The organism is Sphingomonas azotifigens NBRC 15497, assembly GCF_002091475.1.
Lineage (GTDB): Bacteria > Pseudomonadota > Alphaproteobacteria > Sphingomonadales > Sphingomonadaceae > Sphingomonas > Sphingomonas azotifigens.
Genome location: NZ_BCTR01000004.1, coordinates 48383 through 60175, shown reverse-complemented (window position 1 = coordinate 60175; position 11793 = coordinate 48383). Strand labels below are relative to the sequence as shown.

The 11793-nt window shown below is 67.8% G+C and carries 12 protein-coding genes, 1 tRNA gene and 1 riboswitch; of the genes, 2 read left to right on the top strand and 11 right to left on the bottom strand.

What is annotated here, in order from left to right; genetic code table 11:
- Positions 1 to 3: 3 nt before the first annotated feature.
- Genes SAZ01S_RS02450 through ccmC form a run of 7 tightly spaced genes read right to left on the bottom strand, consistent with a single transcriptional unit; the run spans position 4 to position 4785 of the window.
- Positions 4 to 657, bottom strand: coding sequence for a tetratricopeptide repeat protein (locus SAZ01S_RS02450; protein WP_245824525.1), 654 nt, complete (start codon positions 655 to 657; stop codon positions 4 to 6).
- Positions 654 to 1061, bottom strand: coding sequence for a cytochrome c-type biogenesis protein (locus tag SAZ01S_RS02445; RefSeq protein WP_084579705.1), 408 nt, complete (start codon positions 1059 to 1061; stop codon positions 654 to 656). The genes SAZ01S_RS02450 and SAZ01S_RS02445 overlap by 4 nt, the downstream gene beginning before the upstream one ends.
- Positions 1058 to 1585: a redoxin family protein gene (locus SAZ01S_RS02440; protein WP_084579775.1), complete on the bottom strand. Its 528-nt coding sequence runs from the start codon at positions 1583 to 1585 to the stop codon at positions 1058 to 1060. Before SAZ01S_RS02440 ends, SAZ01S_RS02445 begins: the two co-directional genes overlap by 4 nt.
- Entirely contained in the window at positions 1582 to 3510 is a 1929-nt protein-coding gene (locus SAZ01S_RS02435; protein WP_084579703.1) for a heme lyase CcmF/NrfE family subunit, read from the bottom strand. Before SAZ01S_RS02435 ends, SAZ01S_RS02440 begins: the two co-directional genes overlap by 4 nt.
- Complete coding sequence (gene ccmE / locus SAZ01S_RS02430) at positions 3507 to 3941, bottom strand: cytochrome c maturation protein CcmE (protein ID WP_084579701.1); 435 nt, start codon at positions 3939 to 3941, stop codon at positions 3507 to 3509. Before ccmE ends, SAZ01S_RS02435 begins: the two co-directional genes overlap by 4 nt.
- Positions 3938 to 4069 (bottom strand): hypothetical protein, encoded by a 132-nt coding sequence (locus SAZ01S_RS24550; protein WP_281252146.1) that lies wholly within the window; start codon positions 4067 to 4069, stop codon positions 3938 to 3940. The genes ccmE and SAZ01S_RS24550 overlap by 4 nt, the downstream gene beginning before the upstream one ends.
- On the bottom strand, positions 4066 to 4785 hold the full coding sequence (gene ccmC, locus SAZ01S_RS02425; RefSeq protein WP_174596080.1) for a heme ABC transporter permease CcmC: 720 nt from the start codon (positions 4783 to 4785) through the stop codon (positions 4066 to 4068). Before ccmC ends, SAZ01S_RS24550 begins: the two co-directional genes overlap by 4 nt.
- A 104-nt stretch (positions 4786 to 4889) precedes the next feature.
- Positions 4890 to 5080: riboswitch (yybP-ykoY riboswitch) on the top strand.
- Positions 5081 to 5090: 10 nt separating this feature from the next.
- Here ccmC and SAZ01S_RS02420 point away from each other — a divergent pair.
- The gene (locus tag SAZ01S_RS02420; RefSeq protein ID WP_084579774.1) at positions 5091 to 5663 is read left to right on the top strand and encodes a TMEM165/GDT1 family protein; all 573 of its coding nucleotides are present in this window, start codon (positions 5091 to 5093) and stop codon (positions 5661 to 5663) included.
- A gap of 185 nt (positions 5664 to 5848) precedes the next feature.
- Here SAZ01S_RS02420 and SAZ01S_RS02415 read toward each other — a convergent pair whose 3' ends face one another.
- The 3 genes from SAZ01S_RS02415 to SAZ01S_RS02405 all read right to left on the bottom strand — a co-directional run bounded on the left by SAZ01S_RS02415 (position 5849) and on the right by SAZ01S_RS02405 (position 8207).
- The gene (locus tag SAZ01S_RS02415) at positions 5849 to 6898 is read right to left on the bottom strand and encodes a Glu/Leu/Phe/Val family dehydrogenase (RefSeq protein ID WP_084579697.1); all 1050 of its coding nucleotides are present in this window, start codon (positions 6896 to 6898) and stop codon (positions 5849 to 5851) included.
- A 35-nt stretch (positions 6899 to 6933) separates the two neighbouring features.
- Positions 6934 to 7010 (bottom strand) — tRNA-His (locus SAZ01S_RS02410).
- 57 nt (positions 7011 to 7067) lie between these two features.
- Entirely contained in the window at positions 7068 to 8207 is a 1140-nt protein-coding gene (locus tag SAZ01S_RS02405; RefSeq protein WP_245824523.1) for an ATPase, T2SS/T4P/T4SS family, read from the bottom strand.
- Positions 8208 to 8367: 160 nt separating this feature from the next.
- On the opposite strand from SAZ01S_RS02405, the gene SAZ01S_RS02400 reads away from it, so the two are divergent.
- Positions 8368 to 9030 carry a prolyl hydroxylase family protein gene (locus tag SAZ01S_RS02400; RefSeq protein WP_084579693.1) on the top strand — a complete coding sequence of 221 codons (663 nt, stop codon included), beginning with the start codon at positions 8368 to 8370 and terminating at the stop codon, positions 9028 to 9030.
- Between the two features lie 43 nt (positions 9031 to 9073).
- Here SAZ01S_RS02400 and SAZ01S_RS02395 read toward each other — a convergent pair whose 3' ends face one another.
- A complete protein-coding gene (locus SAZ01S_RS02395) occupies positions 9074 to 11791 on the bottom strand; it encodes a TonB-dependent receptor domain-containing protein (protein WP_084579691.1) in 2718 nt (905 codons plus the stop codon).
- Positions 11792 to 11793: the final 2 nt, after the last annotated feature.

Here is an 11793-nt window from a genome sequence, read left to right as displayed (position 1 = left end):
CGGTTACTTGGCCGGAGCGGCGGGCATCTGTCGCGCCGCTTCGGCCAGCCCCGGATCGAGCTTGAGCATCACCTTGACCAGGTCGTCGCGATAGCTCGCATCCTTGGGCAGCAGCTGCAGCGCCTTGCCCCATTCGCGACGCGCCGCATCGAGATCACCCGACCGCGCCAACACGATGCCTTGGTAGAAGGGCGGCCCCGGATGGTTCGGGTTCAACTCCGCCGCCTTGGCGAAGGCGTAGCGCGCCGCCGGCGAGAGCTGATCGCCGTCATGCTCTGCCATCGCAAGACCCAGCCCCGCCCATAGTCCCGGATCGCCGGGCGCCTTGCGCACCGCTCCCAGCATCACGGTCGCGGCAAGCTGGGGAGCGCCGGCACGCGTCATCGCATCGGCGGCCATGAAATAGCTGTAGTCGAAGTTGAAGCGACCGAAGAGCCCCTCCCGTACCGCGATCAGGTCCGGATCGAGCGGACGGACGTTGGCGACGCCTTCCACCGGATGGTCCGGCAGCACAGGCTGTCCCTGCCACGCATAGCCGGCACCGGCGAGCATGATCGCCATTGCCGGCAGCGTCCAAAGCCGCCTTGGGAAGCGAATGAGTAGCAATAGCGCAAGTATCAGCAGCGCAAAGGCGCCGAAGACCACCCAGCCCATCATGCGGCCTTCCCCTTAAACAGGCGGCGCGCGATCAGCAGCCCGATGCCAAGCAGCACCAGCGGCGCGATCCACAAGGGCGCGGTCACCCAGCTGAGCGGCGGGTCATAGGTGACATAGTCGCCATAGCGCTCCACCAGCCAGCTACGGACCTGCTCGGGCCGCTCGCCTGCCGAGATCCGCTGGCGGACCAGCGCGCGCATCTCGCCCGCCATGTCTGCGTCGCTGTCGGCGATGCTCTGGCCCTGGCAGACGAGGCAACGCAGCGTCTCCATCAGCGCCTTGGCCTGCGCTTCCTGATCGGGATCCGCCAGTTGGGTGTAGGCGAGCGGGGATGGCGGCACGCTGGAATCCGCCTGCGCGCTACCGGCCAGCAACAGCGCGAAGACGGCGACCGCGCGCCTCACTTTGCCTTCTCCAGCGCGGCAAGCAGCTTCGGCACGTCCTCGGCACGAACGTCGCCGATATGCTGGTCGACGATCACGCCGCGGGAATCGATCACGAAGGTCTCGGGCACGCCGGACGAGCCGAGCGCCAGCTGCGCGCGCATCGCATGATCGTCGCCGATCCGGCTATAGGGATCGCCGTTGCGCGCGAGGAACGCCTGCACATCGGGCGTAGAATCGCGCACGGCAATTGCGTCGATCTCGGCGCCAGCCTTGCGGAGCTTGAGCAGTTGCGGCGCCTCGGCGACGCAGGGGATGCACCAGCTGGCGAACACGTTGAGCAGCCGCGGCTTGCCCTTGGGCCAGTCGCTGGTGTCAATGCCGGGCTTGTCGGCGAGGATCGGGGAAAGGCGCAGGTCCGGCAGGGGCTTGCCGACCATCGCCGAGCGGACGAGCCGGTCGCTTGGCTCGATCATGCCGTTCACCACCAGCGCGAAGACGAGCAGGAACAGCGCGAGCGGCAGCCAGATCAGCAGCTTCTTCATGCCCATTCCTCCTGCGCCCGCGCATCGCGGCGGCCCCGCAGCACCCGGCCGAGCAGCGAAAGCATGCCGCCGAGCGCGATCAGCCCGCCGCCCGCCCAGATCAGCGTGACGAAAGGCTTCCACCACAGGCGCAGTTGCCAGCGCCCCGACGCATCCGAGGCGCCGAGTACGGTGTAGACCTGCCCGTCCCACAGCGTCGCGATCGCGGTCTCGCTGGTGTTGGTCGGCGGATTGGCGAAGAAGCGTTGCTGGGGGAGCAGCTCGAACGGCGCACCGGCCCCGCGCTGGACCTGCAGCCGCGCTTCCATCGCCGACCAGTTCGGGCCGACCGTGGGGCGGACCTCGGCCAGGGTCACCTTGAAGGGGCCGACGGCGAGGTTGTCGCCGATCGCCACCGCCGCCAGCCGCTCCTGCTTGAACAGCGTATCCGCCGCCATGCCGGCCAGGCTCACCGCGATGCCAAGATGCGCGACGACCATGCCGTAGATCGGCAGCGGGGTGCGGCGCAGCTTGCGCTTCCACAAGGGCGCGATGCTCGCGGCGGCCAGCCCGAAGGCGAGCGCCAGCACCAGCACCGCAATCGGCGAGGCGAAGCCGGTCATCGCGAAGAACAGCGCAAAGGTCACGCCGGTGATCGCCACAGGAATGGTGAGGCGGCTGAGCAGCGCCTGCGCCGAGTCCTTGCGCCAGCGCAGCAGCGGCCCCGCCGCCGTGCCTGCGACCAGGAACAGTGCGATCGGCACCGCCGTCTTCTCGAAGAAGGGTGCGCCGATCGAGAGCTGCACGCCCATCGCCTGCGCCACCAGCGGGTAGAGCGTGCCGATCAGCACCACGCCCAGAATCACGCTGAGCAGCAGGTTGTTGAGCACCAGCGCCGCCTCGCGGCTGACCAGCTGGAAGGTCGCACCCTGCGTCACCGTGCCGACCCGCGCGCCGAACAGCGCCAGCGCGCCGCCGATATAGAGGCCCAGCAGCGCGAGCAGGAAGCTGCCGCGCGTCGGGTCCACCGCAAAGGCATGGACGCTGACCAGGATGCCCGAGCGGACCAGGAAGGTCCCGACCATCGACATCGAAAAGGCGACCACGGCCAGCATCAGCGTCCAGGCGCGCAAGCCGTCGCGGGTCGCCAGCACGTTGACCGAATGGAGCAGCGCGGTCGCTGCCAGCCAGGGCATCAGCGAGGCGTTCTCCACCGGGTCCCAGAACCACCAGCCGCCCCAGCCGAGTTCATAATAGGCCCAGTAGCTGCCGGCGGTGATGCCGATCGTCAGGAAGATCCAGGCAGCCAGCACCCAGGGCCGCATCGCCTTGGCAAAGGCCGGGCCGACATCGCGCATCAAGAGCGCCGCGACGGCGAAGCTGAACGCCACCGAGAGGCCGACATAGCCGAGGTAGAGCGTCGGCGGATGGAAGGCGAGGCCGGGGTCCTGCAGCAGCGGGTTGAGCCCCTGTCCGTCCGCCGGCGCGGGGTTGAGCCGCGCAAAGGGGTTCGAGGCGAAGGCGAGGAAGGCATAGAAGCCGATCGCGATCGCAGCCTGTGCGGCCAGCGTCGCCGATAGCGTCTCCGCCACCAGCCGTCGCTCGAACAGCGCGACGCCCGCCCCGGCGACCGCCAGCACGGTCACCCAGAGCAGCATCGAGCCCTCATGGTTACCCCAGGCGCCGGCGACCTTGTAGAGCATCGGCTTCTGCGAATGGCTGTTCTCCGCCACCAGCAGCACCGACATGTCCGAGGTGACGAACAGCCAGATCAGAATCAGGAAGGCGAGCAGTGCGAACAGCGCCTGGACCAGCGCGATCCTGCGCACGCCGGGCAGCAATACCACCGGATCGACAGCGCGCGCCGCGGCGGCGCCGAGCATCAGCTGCGCGATGGCAAAGGCGGTGGCGAGCCACAGCGCCGCGAGCCCGGCTTCGGCGATCATTGCTCCAGCGACTCGCTCTTGTGCATCTTCCCCGCCATCTGGGGCGGCATGTAGCGCTCGTCGTGCTTGGCGAGCAGATTGTCGGCAGTGAAGCTGCCATCGGGCTGGAACTGCCCCTCGGCGACCACGCCCGACCCTTCGCGGAACAGGTCCGGCGTCACGCCGCGGAAGCGCACCGGCACCACATCCTTTCCATCGGTAACCTTGAAGGCGATCGACACGCCGTCTTGCGCGCGGACGAGCGAGCCCTTCTCGACCATCCCGCCCAGCCGCACCGCCTTGCCGACCGGCAACGGCCTGCCCGCCACGTCGCCGGGGGCATAGAAGAACGCCGCCTGGTCCTTGAGGGCGGAGAGCGCCAGCAGCGCCGCGCCAAGGATCGCCGCCACCGCCAGCAAGGCGAGCGTCAGCCGTTGATGCTTGGCCTTCACCGCCGCCGCCCCAGCGCTTCGGCCGCCGCTTCGGCACGACGCATCGCCCGCCAGCTGGCGGCTGCAAGACCACCCGTGCCGATTGCCGCCACCACATAGGCAGCCGTCACGAACCACCAATGGTTCATTGCGCCGCCCTCCGCCGAAGCCGAGTCTCGACCTTCTGCTGGGCGAGCAGCGCCCGCATCCGCATCAGCACGATCGCGCCGAACAACAGGCTGAAGCCGGAAAGCGTGAACCATAGCGGCCAGAGCATCGAGGCATCGATGCTGCTGCGGGTAAGTCCGATGCTCTCGCCCTGGTGCAGCGTGTTCCACCACACCACCGAATAGCGAATGATAGGCAATAGCACCGTTCCCGCGACGCCGAACAGCGCCGGAATGCGTCCGTCGCCGCTTCGCTCGGCATCGGCGCGGGCGAGCGCGATCCACGCGATATACACGAAGAAGAGCAGTAGCATGCTGGTCAGCCGCCCGTCCCATTCCCACCAGGTGCCCCAGGTCGGGCGCCCCCAGATCGAGCCGGTGATCAGGCACAGAGCGGCGAACACCGCGCCGGCCGGCGCGATCGCGCGGGCAGCGACGATCGCCAGCGGATGCCGCCAGATCAGATAGGCGAGGCACGCCGCCGCCAGCCCGCTCCACCCGCCCATGCCAAGCCAGGCAGTCGGCACATGGATGTAGAGGATGCGGACGCTATCCTTCTGCAGATAGTCGGCGGGCGTCTGGGTAAGGCCCGCCCAGGCGCCGAACAGCGTCAGCGCCATGCCTGCCCAGAACAGGGCCGGCGTCAGCGGCCGGGCGATCTTGAGGAAGCGCGCCGGATTGGCGAGGGCGTGAAGCATCGGCACGCGTACAGGATTAGCCGGGTTTCTCCTCCGATTCCAAGCAGCGATTGCAGCGTCCCGCCGCTCCTTATGGATAGGGTTGCAAAGGCGTGCAGCCTCAGCTACCCGGTGCGCGTCATCTGGGGAGTAGCCAGCCGGTGCATCGCGCACCGGGCGCTTGCGTCAACATACTTGGTCGAGAGGCCATGGCGCAGGTGGAGCCGCAAGGTTCGGGCGAGACCAATGGCGTCGCATCTCCGCTCATGCCGGGCGGGGAGATGCGATGTCGTTGGATTCGCATCCGCCCGGCCCCGGAGATTTTCTTGGAAGCCCTGCTCACCTCCACCGCGGTGGTCGCGCTCGCCGAAATCGGCGACAAGACCCAGCTGCTGGCGATCCTGCTCGCGACCCGCTTCAAGCGGCCGGTGCCGATCATCTGCGGCATCTTCGTCGCGACCATCGCCAACCACTTCCTCGCCGCGCTGGTGGGGTCCGAAGTCGCCGGGCTGCTGGACAGCGTGTGGTTCCGCTATGCGATCGCCGCCTCGTTCGTCGCGATGGGCCTGTGGACGCTGATCCCCGACAAGCTCGATGAAGAGGAAAGCCCCAAGCCCGCGCGGTTCGGCGCGTTCCTGACGACCGCGATCGCCTTCTTCCTGGTCGAGATGGGCGACAAGACCCAGGTCGCCACGGTCGCGCTTGGCGCGCGCTTCCATGCGGTGCTGCCGGTGACGGCGGGCACGACGCTGGGGATGATGCTCGCCAATGTGCCCGCCGTGTTCCTCGGCAAGGCAGTGATCGACCGGGTGCCGCTGACGACGGTGCACCGGATTGCCGCGCTGCTGTTCGTCGCGATCGGGCTCTGGCTCGCAGCGCAGACCGCGGGGTGGTTGTGAGATTTTGAATTCCTCCCCTGCACATGCAGGGGAGGGGAACCGCGCGGCGCAAGTCGCGTGGTGGAGGGGCCGCCGCGGCACGCGGCGGTTGTACCCCAAATACGAAAGACCGCGCCTTGCGGCGCGGTCCCTCCACCCTGCTGCGCATGGTCCCCCTCCCCGTTCCGGGGAGGAATGTCAGAAGATTACCGCCCGATCAGGCGCTGGGCGATGCGGTCGGCGACTTCGCTCGCGGGATCGCCGGTTGCAGCACTCTCGTCCCACACCTGGTTGAGGCGGACCGGGATCTTCTCGACCCGTGCATCCACCTCGGAACGATCGCCCTGCCCCAGATATTCGAGCGCGACGTTGATGATGCCGCCCGCATTGATCACATAATCCGGCGCGTAGACGATGCCGCGCGCATGCAGGCGATGGCCGTCCTCGCGCGTCGCGAGCTGGTTGTTCGCACCGCCGGCGACGACTCGCACCTTCAGCGCCGCGATCGACTGTTCGGTGAGGATCGCCCCCAGCGCGCAGGGGCTGAGGATATCGGCGTCGTGCGTCAGGATCGCATCGGCATCGATCGCCTCGGCGCCCAGCTCGGCCGCCAGCGCCTTGGCGCGGTCGCCGTGCACATCGGCCAGCGTCAGCTTGGCGCCGTCCGCCGCGAGCAGCCGAGCAAGCCCGCCGCCGACCGACCCGACACCCTGGATCGCGACGCGCACGCCGGCCATCGAGTCGACGCCCAGCCCGCGCTTCGCCGCCGCCTTGACGCCGAGATATACGCCGCGCGCCGTCACCGGGCCCGGATCGCCGCCCGCGCTGCCCGCCGCCACCGGCAGGCCCGAGACATGCTTGGTCTGGGTCGCGACGACCTTCATCCGCGCCTCAGACATGCCGACGTCCTCGGCCGTCACATAGCGGCCATGGAGCGATTCGACCGCGCGGCCGAACGCCTCGAGCTGCGCCTGGGTCACTTCCGCACCCGGCTTGTCGGCGAGGATCACGCCCTTGCCGCCGCCCATCGGCAGATCGGCCATCGCGTTCTTGTAGCTCATCCCGCGCGAGAGGCGGAGCGCATCGGTGATCGCGGCGCGGTGATCGGCATAATGCCAGAAGCGCACGCCACCCGCAGCAGCGCCGAGCGCCGTCGAGTGGACCGCAATGATCGCGCTAAGGCCGGAAGCCCGATCCGAGAAGAGGTGAACGCCCTCGTGGTCGTCGAAATCGGGAAAGCCCCAATCGGTGATCATGGATAGACCCGCGCCTTCAGAGAATAGGGGGGAAGTGGGGCGACCAACGGGAATTGAACCCGCAACCTCTGGTACCACAAACCAGCGCTCTAACCAATTGAGCTATGGTCGCCGTGAAGGAGTGCGCGCTTAGCGGGCTCCGCAGCGGAGCGCAAGATGATTACGCGCCTCATCCGCGAGAAATTCTAACAGCCTCCTCGGGCGTCGTCACCCCCGTACGTGCGAGCGCGCGCGCGGCAGAGCCCAGATTGGGGGTACTGATGAAGGCGTGCCGCGCGAGAATCGCGGCATCGCCACCATCGTTGATCAGCCGCCGAATCGTCGCGTCGCCGCGAATCGATTCGAACACTGCGGTCTCCCCGGCAAAACCGGTCTCGTCACAGACCGGGCATCCTGCCGGCGCGTAGACGATCGCGCCGGGATCGAAGCCGAGCAGCGCCGACACCGACCCGCTGGCCTGCACCGGCTCGCGACAGGCGGGGCAAAGCCGCCGCACCAGCCGCTGCGCGACGACCATGTTGAGCGACGATGCAAGCTGGAACGCCTCGACCCGCCATGTCCGCAACTGCTGGATCGCCGCGACGGCGTTGGGGGCCTCCACACCGGCAAGCACCAGCCGGCCGGACTGCGCGGCATGCATTGCGGCGGCAGCCTCGGGGCGGTCGGTGATCGAATCGATCAGCAGGACATCGAAATCCTGCTCGATCGCCGCGCGCGCCGTTTCCGCAACTGTGCCCGGCGCAGGATCAGCCCAGGTGACGCCGGTCAGCTTCTCGGCCCCCGAAGCGATGGCAAGTGCGGGCCGCGTGCGCGAGGCGGCAAGCGCCAGCAGGGTCCGCAGGGTCGTGCTGCGCCCGTTTCCTGCCGGCGCTGCGACCAGCAGCAGTCCGCCGGTCGCGACCGCGACACGGAGATCCTGCGCAAGCACCGGCGCCGCGCCAAGGGCGTCCAGTCCGCGCGCAGCACCGGTGCCGGGCTCGCGCCGCAGGACCAGCCGTGCGCCGTCGATCACCGGCAGGCTGAAGACATCGATGCGCCCGCCGCGCCAACGCAGTTCACCGCGTTGGGGAAAAGGCGCGTTGGGCACCAGTTCGGCACCGATCAGAATCTCGCGCGCGAGCAGCGCGCCTTCCTCCTGGCGTAACTCCCGGAAGGGGTGGATCAAGCCACCGATGCGGAAGGCCAGCCCGCTGCCCGCTGCGCCCGGAGTGAGATGGAGGTGCGATGCCTCCAGCCGCACCGCTTCCTCCAGCACCGTATCCAGCATGCCATGCGGGCTCGACACGGCCGGCGTCCAGGCCGCCGCCATACGCGCCTCCTCTGACGTCCGTTCCATTGCACCCTGCACTGTTGCCCGCCCCTGCGTGGACGCGCACCCGCTACGCAGGCGGCATGACAATTTGGCGTCGCTTCTGTTGCGGTTGCGCGTCGCGCTGGCACAATCCAACCGCTTTTGGCAAAGCCGGCGCATGCAATCGTCGAGCGTCCATCTTGGCAGCGGCCACCCGTCGGAACCGATTGTCGAGCGCATCCTAACCCGCCCCGGCGTACAGCGGGTTCCCAGCCCGAAGGTGACGCTGTTCGTCGTCCGCGATTTCCTCGATCCGGCCTTGTGCACGGCGCTGATGGCGCAGATCGATGCGGATCGCCGCCCTTCGACGTTGGCCAATGCCGGCAGCGACTATGCGTTCAGAACCAGCGAAACCTGCGACCTGCCCGCCGACCACCCGGCGGCGGCCGAGCTCAAGCAGCGCATCGTCGCGCTGACCGGCCTGCATCCCGATCACGGCGAGCCGATGCAGGGCCAGCGCTACGCTATCGGCCAGGAGTTCAAGGCGCATACCGATTATTTCGAGCCGGGCAGCGCGGACTTCGACAAGTATTGCAGCGTCGCCGGGCAGCGTACCTGGACGGTGATGCTCTATCTGAACGCCGTCGAGGCGGGCGGGGCCACGCGGTTCAAGGCGATCGACAAGATCGTCCAGCCCGAAGCCGGCAAGCTGCTCGCTTGGAACAACCTGCGGCCCGACGGCAGCGTCAACCCGGCGACGATCCACCATGCGATGAAGGTGCGCGCCGGCACCAAATACGTGATCACCCAGTGGTTCCGCGAACGCCCCTGGGGCTGGTGAGCCCGGCCCCGTCGCCGAAGCGCGGGGCCGTGCCCTCGTCGGATCAGAAGGTGATGCTCGCGCCCAGCGCGATCGTCGTCCCGACATTGTAGAGGTTGTAGTAGACGCGGTTCGCACCCGACTGCTGGAACTCCTGATACTTGGTCCCGGTGATGTTGCGGGCCTCGAACTTGAGCTCGGTATTCACCCCGAACACGTCCACCGCCTGGCGTGCGACGAAATCGAGGTGCACGCCCGGGCGCTCCTTGATGTCCGGCTGGCCGCCCGCGCCGCGATTGGTGACGCGATCGCTGGCATAGTTGAGCAGCACGGTCGCCTGCGACAGGCGCCCGGTATTCTCGATGCCGAACTCGAGGTTGGCGACATGGTCCGACTGGCCGGTCAGCGGCACGCCGTCGCGGAAGAAGTCGGTCGCCTTGCTCGCGGTCAACGGGAAGGCATCGACGCGGTCCTCGGCCCGCACTTTGATGCGCGACTTGGTGTAGGTGTAGTTGGCGCTCAACAGCAGTCGCCGCGTCGAGAAGAAGGCGGACTCGCCGAACATCCGGTCCATGTCGAAATACTTCACCACTTCCAGCTCGCCGCCCCACAGCGTGGCGCGCGGCGCGTTGGCGAAGCTGCTCAGCACTTCGTTGTCGCTGAAGCTGGCATAGGTCTCGATCGGGTTCTTGATCTTCTTGTAGAAGCCGGCGACCGACACGCGCTGGTCGCGCGCGAAATACCATTCGTAGCGCGCTTCCGCATTGGTCAGCGTGCTGTCGACCAGCCGCGGGTTGCCACGGAACAGGCGGTTGTTGTCCGGATCGAAATAGGACTGGAAGATCAGCTCGCGGAACTGCGGCCGCGCGATGGTCTTCGAGGCGCTGACGCGAACCTGCATGCGGTCGGCGATCTCATAGGTAAGCGTCGCCGCCGGCAGCCAATAGTCCTTGCGCAGCCGGGTGCCCGCCAGCGAGGCGGTCGGCACCTTGAACACCTGCACCGGCGTCACCGTCTGCGTCGCCTTTTCGAAGCGGACGCCAGCATCGAGCGTCAGCCCGGTGACCAGTGTGCCGTTCACCCGCGCATAGGCGGCATGGTTGCGCAGCTTGGCATCGAACACCGGATTGGCTTCGTTGGTGTCGATCAGCGTGATGGAATAGGGCGACGGGTTGCGTGGATCGGAACCGAACGCGATCACCCCCGGCGACAGCAGCACGTCCGGCCGCAGCACCGCCAGATAGGTCTGCAGGCCGCTAGTGGCGCGGAACTGGAAGTCTCGGCGCTCGGTGCGACGCGCGGTGTTGGAATAGGCATAGCCGACCGACGCGGTGATGTCGGGCAGCACGCGGTACGACACGTCGGCGCCCGCCGACCAGAGATTCTCGTTCAGGTTCGAGAAGATGACCTCGGCATTGCCCTGCTGACCGTTGTTGAGACGGTTGATGTAGAGCTTGCCGAACGGATCCGAGGCGCGATTGCTGCGATAATATTCGAAGCTGATCTCGTCCGGCGCCTTGCGCTTGGTATTGGCATAGCCGCCACGCAGGTCGACATGCAGCTCCGGCGTGAACTGGAACTCCCCGACCAGCTGGGTGTCGATCAGCTGGCGTGCGAACCAAGCGGTGTCCTGCTGGAGATAGCTGGCCAGCGGGTCGCCGGTCTGGCGCGTCCCCTCGCCCAGCCGCGCCTGCTTCAGCGTGTCGCGGATATAGATGAGCGTGCCGCGGATCGCGTTGTCGTCGATCTTGCCGTTGACGCCGAGCAGGCCGTTCACGACGACTCGATTGTCGGTGATCACGCGGCGGAAATCGAGTTCCTTCTGCGAGATGTCGACGGTTGCAGCGGTCTGCTGGATGGTGTCGCGGGTGCGCCACTTCGAGCTGTAGCCGCCGGTCGCGACCACGCCGATCGTCGCGGCGCCGACTTCCTTCGAGACGCCGCCGCTCACCTGGCCCGACCAGTTCGCCGGCATGTTGGTGTTGCGCTGGACGACCGAGTTGCCGCCGTTGATCAACTGCGATCCGATCGCCTGGGTATCGACATTGCCGTTGCTGATCCGCTCGCCGCTGGCGATGTAGGCGGCCAGCGCGGGGGGCACGTCACGGGTGCCGTTGTCGAACCCGGTCCAGTCGCGCCCGCTGCCATAATAGGTATAGCCGAGCTTGCCGGTCGTCCGCGTGTCGAGGCTGCCGCTGGCGCCGATGGTGAGGAAGTCCTCGCGCGGCGCCACCTTGGTGGTGAGGTTGATCACACCGCCGCCGAACTCGCCGGGATAATTCACCGAATAGCTCTTCTGCACGAGCGACGAGGCGACGATGTTGGTCGGAAAGATGTCCAGCGGAACCACGCGCTTCAGCGGCTCGGGGCTCGGCAGCGGCAGGCCGTTGAGCAGTGCCAGCGAGTAGCGATCCCCCAGGCCGCGCACATAGACGAAGCCGTTGCCGACGACGCTGAGGCCGGTCACGCGACCCAGCGCGCCGGCGATGTCCCCTTCGCCCGTGCGCGCGATGTCGGCGCTGGACAGGATCGACACGACCTGCGGCTGCGAACGCTCGATATTCGCCTGGCGGCGGCCGGTGACGACGATCTCGCCGGGCACCGAAATCTCGGGCGCTTCCTGGGACGCGTCCTGGGTCGCCGGCTCGGCCGCGGGCGGCACCGCCGGCGCTGCTTGCGCGCCGGTGCTGGATGCGGCCTGGTCCTGCGCACAGGCCAGGGACGGCGCGACCAGCGCGGAAGTGACAAGTAGAACGCTCGCGAGCTGCAACGACCTGGACATTC

What these genes read in the sequence shown, in the direction of transcription:
- SAZ01S_RS02450 (WP_245824525.1), bottom strand. Translation starts at nt 657, where the DNA reads ATGATGGGCTGGGTGGTCTTCGGCGCCTTTGCGCTGCTGATACTTGCG.
- SAZ01S_RS02440 (WP_084579775.1), bottom strand. Translation starts at nt 1,585, where the DNA reads ATGAAGAAGCTGCTGATCTGGCTGCCGCTCGCGCTGTTCCTGCTCGTC.
- SAZ01S_RS02435 (WP_084579703.1), bottom strand. Translation starts at nt 3,510, where the DNA reads ATGATCGCCGAAGCCGGGCTCGCGGCGCTGTGGCTCGCCACCGCCTTT.
- SAZ01S_RS24550 (WP_281252146.1), bottom strand. Translation starts at nt 4,069, where the DNA reads ATGAACCATTGGTGGTTCGTGACGGCTGCCTATGTGGTGGCGGCAATC.
- ccmC (WP_174596080.1), bottom strand. Translation starts at nt 4,785, where the DNA reads ATGCTTCACGCCCTCGCCAATCCGGCGCGCTTCCTCAAGATCGCCCGG.
- SAZ01S_RS02415 (WP_084579697.1), bottom strand. Translation starts at nt 6,898, where the DNA reads ATGATCACCGATTGGGGCTTTCCCGATTTCGACGACCACGAGGGCGTT.
- SAZ01S_RS02405 (WP_245824523.1), bottom strand. Translation starts at nt 8,207, where the DNA reads ATGGCGGCGGCCTGGACGCCGGCCGTGTCGAGCCCGCATGGCATGCTG.
- SAZ01S_RS02400 (WP_084579693.1), top strand. Translation starts at nt 8,368, where the DNA reads ATGCAATCGTCGAGCGTCCATCTTGGCAGCGGCCACCCGTCGGAACCG.
- SAZ01S_RS02395 (WP_084579691.1), bottom strand. Translation starts at nt 11,791, where the DNA reads ATGTCCAGGTCGTTGCAGCTCGCGAGCGTTCTACTTGTCACTTCCGCG.